12 protein-coding genes and 2 tRNA genes are annotated in these 23,664 nt (G+C 71.6%); 11 read left to right on the forward strand and 3 right to left on the reverse strand.

What is annotated here, in order from left to right:
* The first annotated feature begins 32 nt into the window (after positions 1 to 32).
* Genes QNO26_RS01885 through QNO26_RS01900 form a run of 4 tightly spaced genes read left to right on the forward strand, consistent with a single transcriptional unit; the run spans position 33 to position 5,279 of the window.
* Entirely contained in the window at positions 33 to 2,051 is a 2,019-nt protein-coding gene (locus QNO26_RS01885) for a beta-galactosidase (protein WP_257526317.1), read from the forward strand.
* Positions 2,048 to 2,986 (forward strand): carbohydrate ABC transporter permease, encoded by a 939-nt coding sequence (locus QNO26_RS01890; protein WP_257526316.1) that lies wholly within the window; start codon positions 2,048 to 2,050, stop codon positions 2,984 to 2,986. The genes QNO26_RS01885 and QNO26_RS01890 overlap by 4 nt, the downstream gene beginning before the upstream one ends.
* Positions 2,983 to 3,888 (forward strand): carbohydrate ABC transporter permease, encoded by a 906-nt coding sequence (locus QNO26_RS01895; protein ID WP_257526315.1) that lies wholly within the window; start codon positions 2,983 to 2,985, stop codon positions 3,886 to 3,888. Before QNO26_RS01890 ends, QNO26_RS01895 begins: the two co-directional genes overlap by 4 nt.
* 59 nt (positions 3,889 to 3,947) lie before the next feature.
* Positions 3,948 to 5,279 (forward strand): ABC transporter substrate-binding protein, encoded by a 1,332-nt coding sequence (locus QNO26_RS01900; RefSeq protein ID WP_257526314.1) that lies wholly within the window; start codon positions 3,948 to 3,950, stop codon positions 5,277 to 5,279.
* Between the two features lie 49 nt (positions 5,280 to 5,328).
* On the opposite strand, the gene QNO26_RS01905 is transcribed toward QNO26_RS01900, so the two are convergent.
* The gene (locus QNO26_RS01905) at positions 5,329 to 6,666 is read right to left on the reverse strand and encodes a cryptochrome/photolyase family protein (RefSeq protein WP_257526313.1); all 1,338 of its coding nucleotides are present in this window, start codon (positions 6,664 to 6,666) and stop codon (positions 5,329 to 5,331) included.
* 65 nt (positions 6,667 to 6,731) lie between these two features.
* A complete protein-coding gene (locus tag QNO26_RS01910) occupies positions 6,732 to 7,748 on the reverse strand; it encodes a diacylglycerol/lipid kinase family protein (RefSeq protein ID WP_257526312.1) in 1,017 nt (338 codons plus the stop codon).
* Between the two features lie 51 nt (positions 7,749 to 7,799).
* Here QNO26_RS01910 and serS point away from each other — a divergent pair, with 51 nt between their 5' ends.
* The 6 genes from serS (at position 7,800) to QNO26_RS01940 (ending at position 13,020) form a co-directional block, all read left to right on the forward strand.
* The gene (gene serS / locus QNO26_RS01915; protein WP_257526311.1) at positions 7,800 to 9,065 is read left to right on the forward strand and encodes a serine--tRNA ligase; all 1,266 of its coding nucleotides are present in this window, start codon (positions 7,800 to 7,802) and stop codon (positions 9,063 to 9,065) included.
* Positions 9,062 to 9,970 carry an HAD family hydrolase gene (locus QNO26_RS01920; protein WP_257526310.1) on the forward strand — a complete coding sequence of 303 codons (909 nt, stop codon included), beginning with the start codon at positions 9,062 to 9,064 and terminating at the stop codon, positions 9,968 to 9,970. Before serS ends, QNO26_RS01920 begins: the two co-directional genes overlap by 4 nt.
* Positions 9,971 to 10,103: 133 nt before the next feature.
* Positions 10,104 to 10,188 (forward strand) — tRNA-Ser (locus QNO26_RS01925).
* A 51-nt stretch (positions 10,189 to 10,239) separates the two neighbouring features.
* The gene (locus QNO26_RS01930) at positions 10,240 to 11,550 is read left to right on the forward strand and encodes an LCP family protein (RefSeq protein WP_257526309.1); all 1,311 of its coding nucleotides are present in this window, start codon (positions 10,240 to 10,242) and stop codon (positions 11,548 to 11,550) included.
* Complete coding sequence (locus QNO26_RS01935; protein ID WP_257526308.1) at positions 11,547 to 12,860, forward strand: LCP family protein; 1,314 nt, start codon at positions 11,547 to 11,549, stop codon at positions 12,858 to 12,860. Before QNO26_RS01930 ends, QNO26_RS01935 begins: the two co-directional genes overlap by 4 nt.
* A 71-nt stretch (positions 12,861 to 12,931) precedes the next feature.
* Positions 12,932 to 13,020, forward strand: a tRNA-Ser gene (locus tag QNO26_RS01940).
* 96 nt (positions 13,021 to 13,116) lie between these two features.
* Here QNO26_RS01940 and QNO26_RS01945 read toward each other — a convergent pair.
* Entirely contained in the window at positions 13,117 to 14,577 is a 1,461-nt protein-coding gene (locus QNO26_RS01945; RefSeq protein WP_257526307.1) for a LuxR C-terminal-related transcriptional regulator, read from the reverse strand.
* A gap of 314 nt (positions 14,578 to 14,891) precedes the next feature.
* Between QNO26_RS01945 and QNO26_RS01950 the strand changes: the two genes are divergently transcribed.
* Positions 14,892 to 23,636, forward strand: coding sequence for an isopeptide-forming domain-containing fimbrial protein (locus tag QNO26_RS01950; protein ID WP_257526306.1), 8,745 nt, complete (start codon positions 14,892 to 14,894; stop codon positions 23,634 to 23,636).
* Positions 23,637 to 23,664: the final 28 nt, after the last annotated feature.

The raw sequence follows: 23,664 nt of genomic DNA on the forward strand, positions 1-23,664 counted from the left end.
GGGCTGTGCACGTTCACAGATCCGAGGAGACAATGACGCCCCCCGCCCGCCGACCCTTCGCGCACGACGGCATCGCGTTCGGCTGCGATTACAACCCCGAGCAATGGACGCCCGACGTCTGGGACGAGGACATCGCCCTCATGGCCGAGGCGAAGGTCGATCTCGTCGCGATCAACATCTTCGGCTGGTCGCACATCGAGCCGCGCGCGGGGGAGTACGACTTCACCCGCCTCGACGACATCGTCGCGCGGCTGCACGCCGCCGGCATCCGCATCAACCTCGGCACCGGCACCGCGTCGCCGCCCGCCTGGCTCACCCGCAGCCACCCCGAGATGCTGCCGATGGCCGCGGACGGCACGCGCCGGTACCCGGGCGGCCGGCAGGCGTTCTGCCCGAGCTCGCCTGTCTTCCGCGAGGCCGCCGTGCGCCTGACGACCGAGGTCGCGCGCCGCTACGGCGACCACCCCGCGGTGGCCCTGTGGCACGTGTCGAACGAGCTGGGATGCCACAACGCGCTGTGCTACTGCGACGTCAGCGCCGGCGCCTTCCGCCGCTGGCTGCGCGAGCGCTACGCCACGATCGACGCGCTCAACACCGCGTGGGGCACCGCGTTCTGGAGCCAGAGCTACCGCGACTGGGACGAGATCCTGCCGCCGCGCACGACCCTCTCGACGGGCAACCCGTCGCAGATGCTCGATTTCCACCGCTTCAGCTCCGACGAGCTGCGCGGGCTGTACCGGGCCGAGGCCGATGCCATCCGGGCCCTCAGCGACCGGTCCGTCACCACGAACTTCATGGTCACGGCCCACATCGAGAACATGGACTACTGGTCGTGGGCCGCCGACATGGACGTGATCGCGAACGACCACTACCTGGACGGACGGCTGGCCGACCCGGTCTCGGAGCTCGCCTTCGCCGCCGACCTCTCACGGGGCCTCGGCGACGGGGCGCCGTGGCTGCTGATGGAGCACTCCACCGGCGCGGTCAACTGGCAGCCGCTGAACACCCCGAAGGCGCCCGGCCAGATCATCCGCAATTCGCTCACCCATGTCGCCCGCGGCGCGGACGGCGTGTGCTTCTTCCAGTGGCGCGCCTCAGTGCAGGGCAGCGAGAAGTTCCACTCCGCGATGCTGCCGCACGCGGGCACCGACTCCGCGCTGTGGCGCGAGGTGACCGAGCTGGGCGGGATCGTCGAGCGCATCTCCGAGGTCGCCGGATCCCGCGTGGTCGCCGATGTCGCGGTGGTGTTCTCGTGGGAGGCGTGGTGGGCGACGCAGACGGAGTCCCGACCCAGCCAGGCGCTCGGCTACCTCGACCAGGTGCACGCCGCCTACGGGGCGGCCCATGCCCTCGGCCTCACCGTCGACGTCGTGCGGCCGGGGGCCGACCTATCGGGTCACCGGCTGGTCATCGTGCCCGGTCTGCACCTCGTGCGTGCCGACGAGGCCGCCGCGATCACCGACTGGGTGGCGGCGGGCGGCACTGCGCTGGTCACGTTCAACAGCGGCATCGTCGACGCCGAGGACCGGGTGTGGACGGGCGGCTACACCGGCCCCTTCCGTGAGGCGCTGGGCGTGCGCATCGAGGAGTTCGCTCCTGTCGCCGCCGACGACGTCATGCATCTCACCGACGGCACGACGGCACGGCTGTGGAGCGAGCGGGGACAGGCCGACACGGCCGAGGTCGTGGCATCCTTCGCCGCCGGGCCCGCCGCCGGGCACCCCGCGCTCACCCGCAACGCCTGGGGCGACGGTGTCGCCTGGTATCTGGCGACGCTGCCCGACGAGGCCGCCTACCGGGACCTCATCGCGCGCCTCGCCGCCGACGCGGGCGTGCGCCCGCCCGCGCACGTGCACGGCGATCTCGCCCAGCTCGAACTGGTGCGCCGCCGGGGGCCGCAGGCGTCGTATCTGTTCATCGTCAACCACGCGACGGATGCCGCGAGCGTCGAGGCCGACGGCGTCGAACTCATCACGGGCGACCCGGTGCGCGGTCGCGTCGACGTTCCCGGCGGTGCGGTGCGCATCGTCAGAGAGGAGGCGGCAGCATGACCGCCACAGAGGCCATCACCCGCGCCCCCGACGCCGCACGCCGCTCCCGGCCGCGTCGCGGCGAGCGCCGCAAGGTGCAGCACAAGGGCGCGATCGCGATCTTCACCGGCCCGTTCGGGGTGCTGTTCCTGCTGTTCTACCTGATCCCCATCGGCTACGCGGTGTGGAAGTCGCTCCAGGTGGTCCAGCGCGAGGGCACGTACGGGGCGCCGCAGGAGGTCTTCGGAGGGCTGACGCAGTATGCGCTGGTGTTCCAGAACGGCCCTTTCTGGGAGTCCGTCGGCCGCGTGCTGCTGTTCGGCGTGGTGCAGGTGCCGATCATGCTCGGGCTGGCGCTGCTGTTCGCGCTGCTGCTGGATTCGCCCGCGTTGAAGGGCAAGCGGTTCTTCCGCCTCGCCTTCTTCGCCCCCTATGCCGTCCCCGGTGTCATCGCTGCGATCATGTGGGGCTTCCTCTACTCCCCGAACCTGTCGCCGTTCACCGATGTGACGCGCACGATCAACTTCCTCTCGCCCGAGATGGTGCTGTGGTCCATCGCGAACGTCGTGACCTGGGTGTTCGTCGGCTACAACATGCTCATCATCTACTCGGCCCTGCTGGCGATCCCGTCGGAGGTGTACGAGGCGGCGCGCCTGGACGGCGCCGGGCAGATCCGCATCGCGTGGTCGATCAAGATCCCGATGGTCGCCCCGGCGATCGTGCTCACGGCGGTCTTCTCCATCATCGGCACGCTGCAGCTGCTGGCAGAGCCTCAGGTGTTCCGCTCCTTCAGCTCCGCGGTCTCGTCCGGGTTCACCCCGAACATGCTCATCTACGCCACCAGCTCCGTCCCCAACACCCAGCTGGCGGCGGCGTTCTCGGTCGTGCTCGCGCTGGCGACGTTCGCCCTGTCGTTCACGTTCCTCAAGTCCACCCAGCGGAAGGCAGCGCAATGAGCATGCTCACCCGTACCCGCGGAGCCACCGCGGACGATCTCGCCCCCGCCCGTTCGCGCGGTGCGCGCGAGAGCATCTTCTCCCGGGGCGCGGCACTGCTGGTGATGGGGGTCTTCACCCTCTACTTCCTGGTGCCCATCTGGTGGCTGTTCATCGCATCCACCAAGGACCGCGGCGACCTGCTCACCACGCCCGCCCTCTGGTTCGCGGAGTGGAACTTCTTCACCAACGTCGGCGACCTCATCTCCTACGGCGACGGGATCTACTTCCGCTGGCTGCTCAACAGCATCGGCTACGCCGTCGTCGGCGCGCTGCTGGCGACCGTGTTCGCGGGCATGTGCGGCTACGCGCTGGCCAAGTACCGCTTCCCCGGCAGGGAGCTGTTCTTCAACGTGGTGCTCGGCGGCGTGCTGGTGCCGGCGACCGCGCTCGCGCTGCCGCTGTTCCTGCTGTTCAGCCAGGTGAACCTGACCAACACCTACTGGGCCGTGCTGCTGCCGAGCATCGTGAGCCCGTTCGGCGTCTACCTGAGTCGCATCTACGCCGCGTCGTCGGTGCCCGACGAGCTCATCGAAGCCGGGCGCATCGACGGGGCCGGCGAGGTGCGCACTTTCTTCACCGTGTCGGTGCGACTGATGACCCCGGCGCTGGTGACGGTGTTCCTGTTCCAGTTCGTGTCGATCTGGAACAACTTCTTCCTGCCGCTGATCATGCTGCGCAGCGCGGAGCTGTTCCCGATCACGTACGGGCTCTACTCCTGGAACACCCAGCTCAATCAGATCCCCGAACTGCGCACCTACGTGCTCACCGGCTCGTTCCTGTCGATCGTGCCGCTCATCGTCGCTTTCCTGCTGCTCCAGCGGTTCTGGCGCAACGGACTGGGCAGCGGCTCGGTCAAATGACCTCCGGAGGGCTGCGGCCCTCCGGTTCCCTGTAACACCACCACCGAGTAAGGAAGATCATGCAGCACAACAAGAGGGCAGTCGCCACCGGCGTCGCACTGCTCAGCGCGATCGCGCTGGCCGGATGCTCCGCGGGAGGCACCACTGACAGCGGCACGGATGCCGCCGCCTGCGCGCCGTCGGAGGGTGACGTCACGCTGGAGTTCACGTCGTGGATCCCGGGCATCGAAGACGTCGTCGACATGTGGAACGAGGAGAACCCCGACATCCAGGTCGCGGTGCAGACCGGGCCCAACGGCAACTCCGGCACGTACAAGAGCTTCTTCAGCCAGCTCGAGGCGGGCAACGCCCCCGACCTCGGTCAGATCGAGTACGACGCGCTGTCGAGCTTCCGCGTGCAGGACGGCCTCGAGAACCTCGCCGCGTGCGAGGACGTCGTCGCCGCCGAGGCCGACTTCATCCCGTGGACCTGGGGTCAGGTGACGCTGGGCACGTCCGACGGCGTCTTCGGCATTCCGCAGGACTCCGGGCCCATGGCGCTGTTCTACCGCTCCGACCTGTTCGAGCAGAACGGCATCGAGGTTCCGACCACGTGGGAGGAGTTCAAGGAGGCCGCGGTGAAGGTGCGCGAGGCCGGCGGCTACATCACCAACTTCTCCACCGGTGACATCAACCAGTTCGCGGGCTTCGTGTGGCAGGCCAACGGCGACTGGTTCACCAATGACGGCGATGCCTGGACGGTCGACCTCACCGCAGGCCCGTCGACGCAGGTCGCCGACTACTGGCAGGAGCTGCTCGACGAGGATCTCGTCTCGACCTACCCGGCGTGGACCGAGGAGTGGAACAACGCCTACAACTCCGGCGCGGTGTGGGGATGGAACTCCGCGGTCTGGGGTGCCAACTCCATCTCGAGCGGCGCCCCTGACACGGCCGGCAAGTGGTCGGTCGCGCCCGCCCCGCAGTGGGAGGCCGGCGGGCAGAGCTCGGGCAACTGGGGCGGCTCGTCGATCGCGGTGTTCAAGGGCACCGACCACCTCTACGAGGCGACGAAGTTCGCCCTGTGGCTGAACACCTCGGAAGAGGCGCTGACGGCGCTGAACACGTCGGCGAACATCTACCCGGCCACGACCGAGGGGCTGTCGCTGCCGTCGCTGCAGGAGGGCGTGGAGTTCTACGGCGGGCAGAAGATCTACGACGTGTTCGCCGAGGCGGCCGAGCAGGTCAACCCCGACTTCGTGTGGGGGCCGACCATGACGCAGACCTACGCCGACGTCTCCGACGGCTTCCAGAAAGCCGTGACCGGTCAGGGCACCCTGCTCGAGGCGCTCGAGAAGGCGCAGGCGTCGACCATCTCCACGCTCGAGGCTCAGGGCATCCCCGTCGCCGAATGATGACCGCGGCGTGAGCCGCCGTGACCCCGTGCGCTGCGTGCGCGCGGGGTCACGCGCGTTTCACGGACTCGAAGGCGTCGAGCGCCGCCTGGCGCGACAGCTTGAGATCGACCAGCGGCTCGCGGGCACCGGCATCCGGCGCCCATCGGCCGGAGTAGGTGCCGTCGGGGTCGAACTTCTCGCGCTGCAGCTCGGGGTTGAAGATGCGGAAGTACGGCGCCGCGTCGGCGCCGGAGCCGGCGACCCACTGCCAGTTGAACGGATTGCTGGCGTCGTCGGCGTCGACGAGGGTGTCCCAGAACCACTGCTCGCCGTGCCGCCAGTCGATGAGCAGGTTCTTCACCAGGAACGACGCCGTCACCATGCGCACGCGGTTGTGCATGTACCCGGTGCGCCACAGTTCCATCATTCCGGCGTCGACGAGGGGGATGCCGGTGCGCCCGCGCTGCCACGCCTGCAGGTGCGCCCCGTTCAGCCGGGGCCAGGGGAAGGCGTCGAACTGGGGGCGCAGGTTCTTCGTGGCGAGGTCGGGGAAGTGGAACAGGGTGTGCCAGGCGAACTCGCGCCAGCCCAGCTCGGAGAGGAATCTGCCGGCGCCGGACGTCTGCGTGGCCGCGTGCCACACCATGAACGGGCTGATCTCACCCCACCGCAGCCGCGGCGACAGTCGAGAGGTCGCCCCCGCCGCGGGGGAGTCGCGGGCGCGGTCGTAGCGCCCGAGATCGTCGGCGAGGAACTCCCGCAGCCGCGCGCGGGCTCCCGGCTCGCCCGGCTCCCACGTCTCGCGCAGACCGCCCGCCCAGTCCGGCCGGGTGGGCAGCAGGTCCCAGTCGCCGAGCGCGTCGGATGCCGCGGCGCGCTTGGCGGCGGTGAGCCTGCGCGGTTCGGGGAGCGGCGCGCGGGGAGCGGGGAGCGAGAGGCACGCCCGCCAGAACGGTGAGAACACCGAGAACGGGGTGCCGCCGCCGGTCCGCACCGTCCACGGCTCGAACAGCAGCGACCCCGCGAACGAGGCCACCTCCACGCCGTCGGCGCGCAGCGCGGTCTTCAGCTGCGCATCCACCTCCCGCGCCGCGCCACCGTAGCGGCGGTTCCAGAACACCGCCCCGGCGCCGACATCGCTCACCGCCTCGCGCACGACACGGTCTGCCGGTCCTCGGCGCAGCAGCAGGGTGCCGCCGCGCTCGGCGAGGCGTTCGGACAGCGAGGCGAGGCTGTGATGCAGCCACCAGCGGGCGGCGCCGCCGTGGGGGCGCAGCCCCGGCGACTCCTCGTCGAGCACGTACAGCGCGATGACCGGCTCGTCGCGGTCCACCGCCGCGCGCAGCGCCGGATTGTCCGCCAGACGGAGGTCGTCGCGCAACCAGACCAGCGAGGGTGAGCCCATCACCCCATGCTGAAGGCGCGGTCGCCGCCCCGCGCGGGCTTGACAGCAGGCATCCGCCGCCGGCGTCAGCCCCGCGTCCGCCGCCGCGGCGGCGGCGGGGTGAGGGTGTGGCCCGTCGGCACCGCCACCAGCAGCGACCCCTTCTCGACGCGGGCGCGCACGTGCACCGCCTCGCCGAACTCGTCGCCGTCCAGCTGCACCGGCTGCGGGCCGGCCGGGGCCAGCTCCAGTGCAGGGCCGCGGGCGTAGCGCACCGCGGTGTCCGGGGTGCGCAGGGCCAGCACGTCGCGGCCGGCGCGGAACCGGCGCAGCACGCTGTTGTCCCACGCGACCCGCCGCCACACGAACAGCCACCCGAACGGTCCCTTGGGCTGGAAGACGACGATGTCCAGCAGCCCGTCGGCCACCGACGCCTCGGGGATCAGCTCCAACCCGGCCGGCAGCGAGCCGCAGTTGGCGAACAGCACGCTGTGCGCCCGAGCCGAATGCATGCGGTGTCCGGCCACCTGGTAGACCACGCGGTACGGCTTGGCGCCCACGAGGGAGCGTGCGGCCCCGTCGACGTAGGCGATCCAGCCCACCGATCGCTTCAGCTGGGGGCTGGTCCGCGCGATCATCGCAGCATCCAGCCCCATGCCGCCCATCACGACGAACGCGTGCTCATCGACGTCGCCCTCCGGGCGGCGCAGCTGCACGAAGCCGACGTCGATTGCGTGCCGCTCGCCGGTGAAGGTGGCGCGGATCATGGCCTCGGGGTCGGTCAGCGGCAGGCGCAGATTGCGCGCCAGCAGGTTGCCCGTGCCGACGGGGACGATCGTCAGCGGCACGCCGCTGCCGCTGACCGCGCCGGCGACGGCGCGCACGGTGCCGTCGCCGCCGGCCACGAGCACGGCGTCGACCCCCAGTCCCAGCGCCTCGCGGGCGGCCACGTCGCCCAGGTCGTCGAGGGTGGTGCCGAACAGCAGCGGCTCGTCCCACCCCGCCTCCGCCGACAGTCGCTGCACGGCCGTGCGCAGCGCGGCGGCATCGGTCTTGATGGGGTTGTAGACCAGGGCGGCGCGCGGCGCGGCGGACGAGGTCATGCCCTCACGATAGCCGGGGCCCGGTGGTGGCTCCTGTGCGAGGATTGTGGGGTGATCGATCCCTCCCTCCTTCGCGACCAGCCCGACCTGGTGAAGCGCTCGCAGCAGGCCCGCGGCGAGTCGCCCGAGACGGTCGACGCCGCCGTCGCGGCCGACCGCGATCGGCGCGCCGCGATCACCGCGTTCGAGGAGCTGCGCGCCGCGCAGAACGCCCACGGAAAGCGGGTCGCGCAGGCGCCCAAGGAGGAGAAGGCCGAGCTCGTCGCGCAGGCCAAGCAGCTCAGCGAGCAGGTCAAGGCCGCCCAGCGCGCCGTCGTCGAGTCCGAAGCCGCCGCCGAGGCCGCGTTCGCCCGGCTCGAGAACATCGTGCTCGACGGTGTGCCCGCCGGCGGCGAGGAGAACTTCGTCACCCTGCGCACGAACGGCGAGATCCCGACCTTCGATTTCGAGCCCCGCGACCACCTCGCCCTCGGCGAGATGCTCGGAGCCATCGACATGGAGCGCGGCACCAAGGTGTCCGGTGCCCGGTTCTACTTCCTCACCGGCATCGGCGCCCGGCTCGAGCTGGCGCTCATGACGCTGGGACTCGACCGCGCGCTGCAGGCCGGGTTCACCCCGATCATCCCCCCGACCCTCGTGCGTCCCGAGGTCATGCGCGGCACCGGATTCCTCGGCCAGCACGCCGACGAGGTCTACCACCTCGCCGAGGAGGACCTCTACCTCGTCGGCACCAGCGAGGTGCCGCTGGCCGGCTACCACATGGACGAGATCCTCGATCTCTCCGCCGGCCCCAAGCGCTACGCCGGCTGGTCCACGTGCTACCGCAGCGAGGCGGGCTCGCACGGCAAGGACACCCGCGGCATCATCCGCGTGCACCAGTTCAACAAGCTGGAGATGTTCGTCTACACGACCCCCGAGGACTCCGAGCGCGAGCACGAGCGGCTCGTGGAGATGCAGGAGGGGATGCTGCGCGAACTGGGCCTGAGCTATCGCGTCATCGACGTCGCCGCCGGCGACCTGGGATCCTCCGCCGCGCGCAAGTACGACATCGAGGCGTGGGTGCCCACGCAGGACGCCTATCGCGAGCTCACCAGCACGAGCAACTGCACGACCTATCAGGCGCGGCGACTGAACATCCGTCACCGCCCGGACGGCGGCAAGACCACACCCGTGGCGACCCTCAACGGCACGCTGGCGACCACCCGCTGGATCGTCGCGCTGCTGGAGACCCACCAGCGCGCCGACGGTTCGGTGGCGGTGCCCGAGGTGCTGCGGCCGTACCTCGGCGGGCTCGAGATCCTGGAGCCGATCGCGTGAGCCGTGCCCATCTGCCCCCCGCCGGAGAGGTGGAGGTCACCGACCCCGCCGACGCCGCCGAGATCGTCGAGGACATCGCAGCGGATGCCGAGAACCCCGCGGTCCGCACTGAACGTCTGCTGATCGTGCTCGACATCGACGGCACCATCCTGCTCGAGGACGAATCGCTCAGCCCCGGCGTGGTCGAGGCCGTCGCCCACGCGCAGCAGGCCGGGCATGAGGTCATGCTCGCGACCGGACGCAGCTGGGAGAGCACGAGGGGCATCCTGCGCGTGCTGGAGATCTCCCCGACGTATGTGGTGTGCTCCAACGGCGCCGTCATCATGAAGCGGGTCAAGGGCGATGAGGTGCGCTACGAGCGCTTCCACACCGAGACGTTCGACCCCGCCGAGGTGCTGACGCTGCTGCGCGAGCACCTGCCGAACGCCCGCTACATGGTCGAGCTTCCCGACGGCCGACGGCTGTACACCGAGGAGCTCGACGACTGGAACCTGCAGGGTGCCCGCCGGGTGTCGTTCGAGGAGCTCTCGGCCCAGCCGGCCTCCCGCGTCGTCGTGGTCTCCCCCGACGAGACCGAGCAGGACTTCGTCGACCTCGTCGCGCGCATCGGCCTGAATGAGGTGTCGTACGCGGTCGGATGGACCGCCTGGCTCGACATCGCCCCCCGCGGCGTCGACAAGTCCAGTGCGCTGGCGCTGGTCTGCGACTGGCTCGGCGTCGAGCCGTCGCATGTGATCGTCATCGGCGACGGACGCAATGACATCGGAATGTTCCGGTGGGCGCGGGAGAACGGCGGTCGCGCGGTCGCGATGGCACAGGGCGTCGACGAAGTGCGCTCGGTGGCCGGCGAGACCACGGGCTCGGTGCAGGCCGGCGGTGTCGCCGAGGTGCTGCGGGCCCTCTGACACACCCGCCGTCGCCGGTCATCACGGTGCTGCGCGCCGTACAGCGGCTGCCCAGCCGTCCCGGCGAGAATGGGCACTGGCGCCGTCGACTAGACTCGGGGCCTGTTCGACGGATGCCGTGAGGCGTTCGCCGGGAGGGTTGTCCGAGCGGCCGATGGACCTGGTCTTGAAAACCAGTGGGCAGCAATGTCCCGTGGGTTCGAATCCCACACCCTCCGCAGACGCGTCCCGGGTGTGGCGGCACGGCCCGCCCCACCGAGAGGACACCCGTGACCGACGCACCCGAACCCGGCCGCGCGCCCACCGCGCGCTCCGGTCGGCGTCCGCTGGCGCGCCACGGCGTGCAATCATCGCCCGGTCCCGTCGCGCAGCTGATGAAGGCGGTCGCGATCGTGCTGGCCGTCGTGCTCGTGTCGGGGGTCGGTGTCGCGGCCTACACCTGGTTCACGCTGGCGTCCACGTTCGCCGACGGCTCGGTCGATCTCGATGGGCAGGAATCGGTGCCGCCGGACATCGGCGCGATCGAGGGCGGAGTGAACCTGCTGCTGGCGGGCACCGACGCCTGCGAGCCCGAGTACGCGCAGTATTTCGGCGACCGGTGCACCGGAGCGGATGCCGAGGCCGAGCTCAACGACGTCAACATGCTCGTGCACATCTCGGATGAGCCCCGGCGCGTCACCGTCATCTCCTTCCCGCGCGACCTGATGGTCCCGATCCCGTCGTGCACGCACTCCGACGGCACGGTGACCTCCGCGATGAGCAAGCGCCCGCTGAACTCCGCCTACACGAACGGCGGCGACGCCGGCCTGGCCTGCGTCGTCTCGACGATCGCCGCGCTCACCGGCCAGGACATCCCGTTCGCCGCCAAAGTGACGTGGGGCGGGGTGATCGAGGTGACCAACGCCGTGGGCGGCGTGGAGGTGTGCATCGCCAACGGCATCCGCGACCACCACACCGGAATCGACTGGGAGGCGGGCAACCGCACCATCGCCGGGCTCGAGGCCTTGCAGTTCCTGCGCACCCGCCACGGCGTCGGCAACGGCGGCGACCTCGGGCGTATCTCCAACCAGCAGCAGTACATGTCGCGGCTGGCCCGCAAGCTCATCAGCGACGAGGTGCTGACCAACCCGGCGACCCTGTACTCGCTGGCGTCGACCGCGGTCGAGAACGTCACGCCCAGCAAGAGCCTCACGAACCCCCTGACGCTCATGCAGATCGCTCTGGCGGTGAAGGACGTTCCCTTCGAGGAGATCGTGTTCCTGCAGTACCCCGTGGTGGAGGACCCCGACGACCCGAACAAGGTCGTCCCCGACGAGGCGGCCGCGGCGGCGCTGTGGGCGGCTCTCGAGGCGAACCAGCCGATCATGCTGAGCGGCGAGGCCAGCCAGGGCGACGGCGTGGTCGTTGTCGAGCCGGAGACCCCGCAGGAGGCCACGCCCGAGGAGCCGGCGACCCCGGCGGACCCCGGCGAGACCGCCGCGCCGGGGGAGACCCCGGGCACCGTGACGACGCTGCCGGAATCGATCACCGGGCAGACCGCTGCGCAGGAGACCTGCTCGAACGGTAACCTCGGAGGATGACCTCGCGCGGCACCCGGACGCACGGGCGACGCCTTCCGGTGGCACGCCACGGAAAACTGCGTTCCCCGCACCCCCTCACCCAGGCCCTGACCGTCCTCGGCGTCATCGTGGCGGTCGTCGCGGTGTCGGGCGCGACGGTCGCCGGCTACGCCGCCGTCGGCCTCGTCTCGGACTTCGCCCAGAACTCGGTCGCACTCGATGACGCCCCGGCGCAGCCGCCCAGCCTCGGCCCGCTCGACGGTCCGATCACGATGGTGGTGACGGGCACCGACGAGTGCGAGGCAGAGATCGCGGAGTGGTTCGGCGATCGTTGCACGGGCAAGGATGCCGGTGGCCAGCTGAACGACGTCAACATGCTGCTGCACATCTCCGACGCCCCCCGTCGGGTCACGGTCGTGTCGTTCCCGCGCGACCTGATGGTGCCGATCCCTTCGTGCACGGGCGAGGACGGCCGCCAGACGTGGGCCATGAGCAAGCAGCCCCTGAACTCGGCGTACTCCTACGGGGGCCTCGGCTGCGTCGTGAACACGCTGTCGGATCTCAGCGGCATGAGCGTGCCCTACGCCGCGAAGGTCAGCTTCGGCAACGTCATCAACATCACCGACGCGATCGGCGGCGTGGAGGTCTGCATCGCCGGCGGCATCCGCGACCCCTACACCGGCATCGACTGGCCGGCCGGCACGCGCACCGTCGCGGGCTACGACGCGCTGCAGTTCCTGCGCACCCGGCACGGCGTCGGCGACGGCTCGGACCTCGGGCGCATCAGCAACCAGCAGCAGTACATGTCGCGTCTCGTGAAGAAGCTCGTCAGCGAAGAGGTGCTCACCGACGTCGGCACGCTGGGCTCGCTCGCGGGCACCGCGGTGAAGAACGTCACGCCCAGCGAGTCGCTCACCAACCCGATGCGCATGGTGCAGATCGCCCTCGCGGCCAAGGATGTCGCGTTCGAGGACATCACCTTCCTGCAGTACCCGACCCTCACCGACCCGTACGACGTCAACAAGGTCGTCCCCGACCACGCTGCAGCCGACCTGATGTGGGACGCGCTGCGCGCGAACCAGCCGCTCGAGCTGAGCGGCGAGGCCGGCAAGAACGACGCCGTCGTCGTTGTCGAGCCGCCGGCGGATGCCGCGCCGGCCGATCCCGCGGCGCCGGCCGCGCCGCCCGTGGGCGAGGGGGAGGGCCCTGCGGAGACCGAGGCCCCGGTCGAAGACGCCACCGTCTCCGACGGCACCGTGGTGCTGCCGCGGTCGATCACGGGCTCCACCGCCGCCCAGGAGACCTGCTCGGTCGGCAACGTCCGCGGGTGAGCGTGTTCTTCGGAGGGCCCGCGACCAGGTTATGATGGCTGAGCGCATCCGTCGCTCGTCGTCGGATGCCTGGAGACGTCGCATAGTCAGGCCTAGTGCACCACCCTGCTAAGGTGGAGTCCCCTTATGGGGACCGAGGGTTCAAATCCCTCCGTCTCCGCTCCAATAATGACTCGATCAGACGTGCAGTCGGGTCTTCAATCCGCAGATCTGCGTCCGACCACGCGTGCGCATGGAGCATTGCCGGAACGCACGGTCAGAGGAGACCGCGCACGTGGGCTTCGCTGAGGAAGTCGTCGCGGCTGGTCGCACGGAACTTGCGGTAGATGCTCGAGATCTGCGTCTTGACGGTGTTCTCCGAGACGAACAGGCGCTGCGCGATGTCGCGGCGGGGCAGGCCCTCCAAGAGCAGCGGGAGCAGCTCGCGTTCGCGCGCGGTCAGCGCGCCGGCCTGCGCGAGGACAGGCCAATCGGCGACCATCGCGCCCGCGGATGCGGCGGGGCCGACAGGCGCGGCTACCGCGAGGTCGAACGCCGGAAGGCCGTGCGCGAGCGCATGGGCGCGGTCTCCGGCGCGCTGCGCGGCCTCGGGTTCGTCGAGCGCGCGGTGCGCGAGGGCGAGGAGCGTGAGGCGCCACATCTCCGCTTGACGCAGCCCCGCAGTGTGCGGTGCGAGGCGCAGCGCGATCGTGCGGGCGCGTCCGGGCTCGCCTGCGGCGAGCGCGAGCGCAACCGCGAGGAGGCGGTTGAGCGGTGCCTGGGCGTCCGCGGTCGGCAGGGTGTCGCGCGGGACCGCGACGTGTCCGCGCGAGAGCGCGAGGGCGGCCTCGGCCAGATCGAACACCGCGCCGGGCAGGCCGTCGCCGTCCGCGCCGGGTGGGTCGGCCGCGCGCAGGTTCGCGAGGAGGCCGTCGATCCCCGCCGACGGGTCGGCGAGCGCGATGCGCGTGAGCGCGAGGACGTAGAACGGCCACATCTCGCCGATGTCCGGCCGTGGGATCGCGCGCACGCGCTCGAGGCGTGTGGTGGCATCGGTGTCGTCGACGAGCGCCGCGGCGATGCCCGCGGACGCGTCGACGACGTGCTCGGCCCAGCTCGCGGTGCGCTCGACGGCTGCGGCATCCGCGAGTTCGCGGCGTGCGTCTTCGGGATCTCCCAGGACGGCATGGATGATGGCCGACTTCACGTGCGCGTCACGCACGAGGAAGCGCAGCTCGGCGGGCGGGCGGGTCCACTTGGCGCGCTCGAAGTCGGCGAGCGCGGCGCGGTACCGGCCCGCGAGCATGCGCGTGATGCCGGCCTGCACGGCCAGGAAGATCCCGGAGACGGAGGCCGCGTCCGCGAAGAGGTTGCGCGCACCCGCCCGGGAGCCGCCGCCGGACAGCAGTGCGAGCGCGGTGCGGTGCTGCCCCGTGACGCGCGCGCCGAGCACCGCGAGCGCGAGCGTGGCGGGGTCGCGGCGCAGTGCCTCGGCGCCTGCGCTCGCGCGATCGACGTCATCCATGAGCGGGACGTGCTCGCCGCGCAAGAACGCGAGCACGTGCGTCGACACGACCGATGAGCGCAGCGCGTCGTCGGGCGCGGCCTCGAGGATCTCGCGGACCTCGGCGGGGGGCAGCCCGAACCACGCTTCGATCGCGGAGTCAGCGAACACCGCGGGGATCTGCTCGCGCGGACCGGCGCTCCGCAACGTCCGCAGCCGATCGACGACACTCATGGCGCGCGCACTTCCGATCTGGCGAAGGCGTTGCACTCGGGTGGGTGCGCGGGGTCGCGTCGCCAGTCCCAGCCCCGCGGATCACTGTCCAGGATACCCGCGGCCCGCCCCGATCCCCGCCGCGGAGGCGGCACGGGTGAACCGGCGGGTGAAATCGCCCGCAAACAGCCGGGCGCGCCGAGTCGCGTGAAGAAGAGTGGTGCATGCGGCGCGAGCCGCCCCGCAGCTGTGCTTGCACTGCGTCCCCTCAGCGTCCACCCGAAGGACCGACGGGCGCGCGTGCGCACGCGCGTCCGTGGAACCAGGGGGGAACCATGCCCGAAACCCGTGTCGCCGATACGCGCCGATCCCGGCGCGTCGCCCGTCGCCGCATCCGTTCGCGCGTGGTCGCGTTCGTCCTGGCTCCCGCGCTCGCGCTCGGCGCCGTCGGCGCGGGTGCGCTGACCGTGACCAGCGCGTCGGCGGCCGCCCTGCCGGCCCCCACAGCCGGCATCGCGCTGCGCGACACGGGCGGCGCGCACGGCGACGCCGACGCCAAGCCGTTCATCCTCGCGGGTGAGGACGCCGTGCTCGACGTGTCGCTGACCAACAGCGCGCCCGCCGACGGATTCAACATCGCGTTCTCGCTCGCGCTGCCCGAGGGCATCGCTTTCGTCTCGAGCGGTCTGGGGACCCCCGTGCGCTACGGGCCGGGGGAGACGCTGCCCAACAGCGCCAAGACCCCGCCCGCAGCGGCCGTCCCGGCGGGCATGCAGCTGTGGGTGTTCGAGGACGTCGCCGACCTCCCCGGTGGCGCGACGTACGACGCGAGCATCATCGTGCGGCCCGACGCCGCCGTGTTCCCCGTGGGTGCATCCCCCGACTTCGCCGTCGCCGGGCACGTGTCGTCGGCTGCCCCGTTGCGCCCGATGTTCGACGGGTCGACCGGTGTGGGCGGCGCCGAGGCGCTGCGGCACTCCTCTTCGGGCACGGACGTGCAGAGCGTGCCGGTGCAGGCACTGCGCCTCACGAAGCACGAGCCGAGCCCCGAGGAAGAACTCCTGCGCGGCGTGCACGACAACCACACGACGTACACCGTCACGATCGAGAACACGCCGCAGGGCACGACCGACGACGTCGTCGTCGTCGACTACCTGCCGGCGGGCCTGGAGTTCCTCGCGTGCGCCGACACCGACAACACGCAGGCCTCCCCGCTACTGTATGACGGCGTCGGTGCGCTCGGTGGCACGCGCGAATACCCCGGCGCCGGCCCGATCACCTCGACGGCGCCCGCCGACTGCGTGCAGCCGGTGCGCGTCGAGACGGTCGACTCCGACCTGCCTGCCGGCCTGCCTGCGGGCGTCTATACGAAGGTCACATGGGAGCTGCCCGCGCTGTCGGGTGCGACCGCGCAGGCGTTCCCGGACACCGCGGGAACGCCGGGCGTCACCACCCTGCGCTACCGCGCCGCGGTGCCGCTGTTCGAGAACACGATGACGTTCACGACGGCCGTCGGCGACGCGACGCCCGATGCGCAGACGGTCGCGCAGGCCGCGAATCTCAACAACAACACCGGCGCGTCGACGCGTCACGGCCTCGGCTCGGGTCACGACGACGGGCGGCAGTTCCGCAACGCGGCGACCGTGAGCGGCACCTACACGTCAGCGACTCCCGCATCCGCGCCGGTGCCGGCGAGCGACAGCGACACCGAGCGCATCATCGCGATGGACCTGCGCATCCTGAAGTCCGTCGCGACGAGCGCCGGCACCGACTTCGTCACGGGCGAACTCGCGACCTTCACGCTTGACCTGGCGACGAGCGAATACGCGGGCGCCGACCGGATGCGGATCACCGACGTCCTGCCGAACGGTCTGTGCCCCGCGCTGCCCGCGTCGACCGCCGTACTGACCGGCGACCCGTGGCCGGGACACTGCGCGCATCCGTCCACCGCGCCCGGCGCACAGGTCACGGGGGCCGACGTCGCCGGCATCTCCTACGACCAGGGCTTGGGCGAATTCACGGTGACGTTCGAGCCGGATCCCGACGCCCTCGCGGCGAAGCAGACGCACCAGATCGTCTACACCGCGCTCATGCGTCCGTCGTACACCGACCACCATCCGTTCGTGGGCAGCACGACCTCGGGCGATCGGCTCGTCAACGAGGTCGAGATCGAAGGCGTCACGCTCTCCATCGACGCGCTCGACGGTGTCGCCTCAGTCGCGGGCGCGCCGGCCTTCGGGGAGCAGGACGTGTGGGACGACTCGTCCGCATCGCTCGGCTCCCAGTTCTCCGCGATCGGCAAGCGCGTCCTCGCGCGCGACGCGGTCATCGAAACCGCACCCGCGGCGCCGACCGCCGCGACCGCGTGCCCGGTGGATGCCACGAACGCCGCATGGGCGGACGACGTGACGGGCCCCACCCACGTGCCCTTCGTGCCCGGTGACGTGGTCTGCTACGAGCTGACCGTCCGCTTCGCGAACCAGCTGGACGTGCGCAACGCGCGCGTGACCGACTTCCTCCCCGCGGGCGTCGCGTACGTCGATTCCGCGGTCGCGGCCGGTACGACGCCCGGGCTCGAGGTGTCGGCGCCGTCGCGCGACGGTCAGCGCGTCGACTGGCGCGTGGGCACCGAGGGCGCCGACGGCGCTCGCTTCGTGCCGCTCGGCTCCACGCTCGTGCTGCACGTACTGGGCGCCGTCACGTCGTGGACCCCCAACGATGCGGCCGACCTCGACAAGCCCGCGAATCTCATGAAGTACCGCCAGGAGAACGTGCACGGCGACGTCTTCTTCCTGCGCGACGAAGCTGTGATCGCGACCGGGCGCGGTCCCGCGCTGATCAAGGGCGTCCACTCGGTCGACGGCGACCCCCGCCGCACGGCGCGCACGCAGCGCGACGGTGACGGCGACACGTTCGCGTCGAACCGCGACGGCATCCACGTGCGCCAGGGTGAGATCGTGCGCTACCGCATCGACCTCACCGGCGGCACGAATGCGGTCACCGACCTGCACGTGTGGGATGCGCTGCCTCCCGGCGTACGCGCCGTGGACGTGGACGTGGACGTGGACGTCGACCCGAGCTGGGCGCACGGCACGGTGCTCGATCCCGGTGCCCCCGGCTATCCCACGTCACTCCCGGCCGCGCTCGCCGACCGCTCGGTGATCGTGTGGGACGGCATCGGCCTCGCGGCGGGAGCAGAGCGCACGCTCATGTACGAGATCACGGTGCCCGACGGCACGCTCGTGAACACGACGCTGCCCAACACCGCCGCGATCCCGCGATACGACCTTCCGCTGAACACCGGCGGCACCGCGACCGTGTACCCGACGGGTTCCCTCGATGAGACGCCGCGCGATCCGGTGGTCACCGTGCCGGGCGCGGGCACGCGCGACGACTCCGCGGTGCACACACCGCCCGCGGCCGTGCGCAAAGACCTCGTCGGCTCCGAGATCAGTCCCGCGACCGCCGACCGCGACCCTGCGGACGGCCCCGCCGACGTCGTGCAGGGCGAGATCATGACGTTCAGCTATGCGGTCACCGTTCCCGCCGGCACGTCCGTGCGCGACGGTGTCCTCGCCGATCGGGGCACCCTCACTCCCGGCGCCGTGCCGTTCATCGTGACGGGCGGATCGTGGGCGGCCTCCGCGCTCACGGGTGCGACGGCATCCGACTTCACGTTCGCCGAGACGCCGCCGGCCGGCACCCAGCGCGGGGTGCTGACCTTCCCGACGACCTACACGAACAGCTCGGCCGTCGACCAGGTGTTCACGGTGACCCTGACAGGTTACGTGGGGGACGCGGGCGCGAACGGCACGACGCTGAGCAACCGCGCGTCGTTCACCTCGGCGTCGTGGAACGGCACGGACGACGCACGCGTGACGTACCGCGAGCCGGCGCCGGAGATCGACAAGACCGCGTCGAAGACGACCGACGTGAGCAGCAGCGACGTCATCACGTACACGCTCACGGTCGGCAACGCGTCCGGCCGCGTGCACAGCTACGACAACGTTGTGACCGACACGGTTCCCGCGGGCCTGCGCGTGGACGTCGCAGGGATCACGCCGCAGCCGGTGTCGGTGGATGCCGGCGTGAGCACGGGCGTGGGCGGCGACATCGTGTGGCATCTGGCGACGCTGTCGCCGACCGCGACGATCACGTACAGCGCGCGCATCGACCCGAGCACGGGTGCGGGCGGCGCGTTCACCAACGTCGCCGACGTGCGCGGCTATACGCTGCCCGCGACCCTCGCCCCGGACGCGGACGACCGCCGTGGCGAACGCGCCGCCGACGACGACGCGACCGTGACGGCGGTCACCGCCGATCTCGCCAAGGGTGTGCGCATCGCCGGCACGACGGCCGCGTTCGCGGAAAGCGCGAGCGCGCCCATCGGCCAGACCGTCGAGTACGAGATCGTCGCGACGCTGCACGCCGACATCAACTACTACGGCGCGCGCATCCAGGACGACCTGCCCGCCGGCGCGCAGCTCATCGAGTCGTCGATCTCCGGACCGGCCGTGGCACCGCTGGCGCTTCCCGGAGCGTGGACGCGCACGCACGACGCCGCGACGAACACGTGGACGTGGGCGTACGGCGACATTCCGTCGGCGGGCGTCGACCGGACGCTCACGCTGCGTTACCGCGTGCTGCTCTCCGACGACATCGCGAACTCGATCGCGTCGCTGCCGAACACCGCGGCGCTGTCGTGGACGACGGCCGCGGGCGACGAGTCCACGCGGACGCCGGTCGACGACACGGCGACCGTCACCGTGCTCGACCCGCGCCCCGCGATCACCAAGACCGTGGACGACACGACCCCCGCACCCGGGCAGCGCTTCACATACACGCTCGAGGTCACGAACGCCGGCGCGACCCCCGGGTACCGCCTCATCGTGACCGACACGGTGCCCGACGGCGTCGTCGTCGACCCCGCGTCGATCTCGACGGGTGGCGCGCTCTCCGGCGCGACCGCGACCGGTGGCGGGGTCATCACGTGGGATGCCGCGGACCTGCCCGGCCCGCTGCATCCGTCGGCCTCGTCCGCGTCGCCGACCGCGATCACGCTCACATACGACGCGGTCCTCGCGGCGTCCGCGACCATCGGTGACGATGACGAGTTCGAGAACACCGCACGCGTCACGAGTGTGGAGTCCTTCCCGGACGGCGGCCGTGCGCTCACGCCCGCCGACGTGCAGGACACCGCGATCGTCGACCCCGCGTTCCCGCACGTCGTGCTCCACAAGACCGCCGCCAATGGCACGACTGCGTACGCCGGCGAGCCGTTCGCGTGGACGCTGACCTTGCGCAACACCGGCGACGGCGACGCGACCACGATCGCGGTGACCGACGTGCTGCCGCAGCACTGGAGCTACGACATGGGATCCGCGACGATCCGCGTCGGCACGGACGCGCCGCGCGCGCTCGCCGACCCGAGCGTCGCCGCGGCAGGCGACGTGCAGACGCTCGTCTGGAACGCCGCCGCGATTTCCGCCGCCGCGCCCGCGCTGCCCGGAACCGCGAGCGGCGCGTACGAGGCCGCACGCACGATCGTGATCGGGTTCACGGCGACCCCCGCGGTCGCCGCGCTCACCGCCGCGGGCGCCACGACCGACTCGGGCGTGCGCGTGCCGCACACCAACACCCTCTCGGCGACGACGACCGACCCCACCGGCGCGACCGGCAACGCCGATGGTCCGTACACGGCCGCCGACGACACCGCCGACGCGTACCTGCACGCCGCCGACCTGCGCCTCGACAAGGTCGCGGGCCCGGGCCTGGTCGCGGGCGCCGCGCCCGCCGTCGCGTGGACGATCACGGTGCGCAACACCGGACCCGACACCGCGGTCGGACCGTTCACCGTGACCGACGAGTGGGGCACGCTGCCGGACGGGTTCACCGTGACCGGTGTCGCGGGCGACGGCTGGACGTGCGACGCGCCGACCGCCGTCGGCGTCACGTGCACGCGCAGCGACGCCACCGAGACGCTCGCGAAGGACGCGGCGTTCCCGGCGCTGTCGATCACCGCCGCCGCGGCCTCGAGCTTCGACCTCGCCGACGCGCCCGTTTCGAACAGCGCGACCGTCACGGCGCGCACGTTCGACCCGGATGCGGACGACAACACCGACTCCGCCGAGGTGCCGGTCACGGCATCCGCCGACCTCGCCGTGGGCAAGACCGGACCGGCCACGCCCCCCAACGCGGGCGATGCGCTCACGTGGACGATCACCGTCACCAACTCCGGGCCCAGCGACTCGGTGAGCACGACCGCGAAGCCGATCACCGTCGCCGACACGATTCCCGCGGGGATCGAGGGCGTGGTGCTCGGCGCGTTGCCGGCGGGATGGAGCGCGAACACCGCGGCGGCTCTGGACGCCGGCGATGAGCTCACGCTCACGCTCGCGGACGGCGCACGGCTCGTGAGCGGTGCGGCCGTGACGTTCACGCTGACCGGTACTGTGTCGCCGTCGCTCGCGCCGGGCACCACGATCGCGAACACCGCGACCGTCACTCCGGGTGCGACCGACGACCCCGTGCTGGCCAACAACACGAGCACGACCACGACGATGCCGGCGACGGACACGACGATCGGGGTCAGCAAGACGCGGCAGGTGCTCGAGGGCGGGACGTGGCGTGACGCGACCGCCGACGACGCGCCGGTCGCCGGTGCACCTGTGTCGTACCTCGTCGCCGTCGCGAACACGGGAACCGCGGATGCGCGCGGCGTGAGCGTCACCGACGCCGTCGCGGACTATCTCACGTACGCGTCGTTCGTGAGCGTCGAGGGAAGCTGGACGCGCACGTCGACCACCGCGACCGCGGGCGACGACCAGGCCTTCGCACTCGCGGGTGCCCTCGTCCCGGGTGCGACCGCCGCGTTGCGGCTCACGTTCGATCTCGCGGCGGGCCACACCGGCGACGTGGTGAACGCCGTCGTGGCCGGCGCGGAGAACGCACCCGACGCGAGCGACGACGACGGACACGGCGCGGCGCGCTTTGCGAACCTGTCGATCGCGAAGACGCACACGGGGGACGCCGTGGCCGGCGAGAGCATGCCGTACACGCTCACCGTCACCAACCACGGGCCTTCCGACGCCTCCGGGCCGCTCGTGGTCACCGACACGCTGCCCGCAGGGTTCGCGTACGCCGCGGGCTCCGCGACCGTGCGGGTCGACGGTGGCGCGGCTGCCGCGCTCGAACCGACGGCGCGGGACGGCGTGCTGACGTGGACGATCGGCACCGCCGCATCCACCTTCGCCGTGGGCAGCACCGTGACCGTCGCGTTCACGGCCGATGTCGACGCAGACGTGACCGCCGGCACGTACACGAATGTCGCGACCGTAGACGGTCCGCACGACACGGATCCCAGTGACGACGTCGCGCACGACCCCACGATCGTCACGACCTCGGCCGACCTCTCGGTCGTCAAGACCGCCGCGGCCGGATCGCACGTCGCCGGCACCGACGTCGCGTTCACGCTGCGCGTCACGAACGCGGGCCCCTCGGTCGCGCGCGACGTCGCCGTGATCGACGCCGTGCCGTCCGGCATGACCGTGACCGCACTGAGCGGGGCGGGCTTCACGTGCGACGTCGCGAGCGCGACGTGCGTCCGTGCGATCCTGCCCGTCGGCACGTTCGACATCGCCGTGACCGCGCGCGTCGCATCCGCCGTCGCGGACGCGACCGACCTCACGAACACCGTGACCGTCACGAGCTCGACGCCCGACCCGGACGGCCCGGCTACCGACGACGAGACGGTGCGCGTGAACGCGCTCGCGGATCTCGCCCTCACGAAGACGGCCGTAGACGACGCGCTTGTGCCGCGCACGACCGCGGACGCGGGGGCGACCGTGCGCTACCTGCTCGAGGTCACGAACGAGGGCGCATCCGATGCCGTGGGGCCGCTGCGCATCACCGACACGCTGCCCGCGGGCATGACGTTCATCGCGGTCGCGGACGGCGGCGCCGCGTGGACGTGTGCCGCGGACGCCGGTGCACCCCGCCTCGTCGAGTGCGTGCACGCGGGCGGGCTGCCTGCCGGCGCACACGCGAGCGCCCTCGTGATCCATGTTTCGCTGGATCCGGGAATGCCGACCGGTCCCGCCGTCAACGTCGCGAGCGTGTCGTCGGCGACGCCGGATCCCGAGCCCGCGAACGACACCGACGACGCGCTCGTCGAGGTCACGCACGCGACCGACCTGTCGATCACGAAGACGCACGACCCGGCATCCGTGCGGATCGGCGATGCGCTCACGTTCGGTCTCGTCGTGCGCAACGACGGGCCGTCCGTCGCGACCGGCATCGAGGTCGTCGACACGCTGCCGGCGGGCCTGGAGTACCTCGACGCGGGCGCGACGGCCCCGGAGTGGTCCGTCACCGCGGTGCCCGCGGCCGACGGCACGACGGTGCTCACCGCTGCGCTCGCGACGGCCCTCGCGCCGGGTGCGTCCGCTCCGGTGCTCGAGGTGGCCGCGCGCGTGCACGCCGCTGCGTATCCCGCTGTCGTCAACGTCGCGCAGGTGAGCGGCGCGCAGCCCGATCGGGACCCCTCCGACAACATCGCCGAAGACCCCGTCGATGTGCCCGCGCAGGCCGCCCTGGTGCTCGAGAAGCTCGCGCACGGCGCGTTCGAGGTCGGGGGGACGGGCAGCTATACGGTCACGCTCACCAACCGCGGTCCCACCGAGGATCCGGGTCCGGTGGTCATCACCGACGACCTGCCCGCGGGCCTCGACGTCCGTGGCGTGACCGGGCACGGCATGACGTGCGCCGACGCGTCCGGGACGGTGACGTGCACGGTGAACGGGCCGCTCGCGGTCGGAGCATCCGCGACCGCGCGCGTGAGCGTCGCGATCGGCGTCGCCGCGTTCCCCGAGGTGGTCAACACGGCCGTGGTCGACTCGCCCACCGAGCAGACGCCGGACGCGCGGCTGAGCGCGTCGGCGACGACGTCCGTGTCCGCGCAGCCGCTGCCTGCGACCGGGGGCACGCCGTCGCTGTGGCTCGGCGCCACCGCTCTGCTGCTCGCACTCGCGGGTGCCGCGCTGCTGATCGTGCGGCGCCGCGGCGCCGTGCGCCGGGCGTGAGTCGCCCTCCGGGACGGAACTGCGCGCG

Origin of the sequence: Microbacterium sp. zg-Y1090, assembly GCF_030246945.1 — a bacterium.
Classification (GTDB): Bacteria; Actinomycetota; Actinomycetes; order Actinomycetales; family Microbacteriaceae; genus Microbacterium; species Microbacterium wangruii.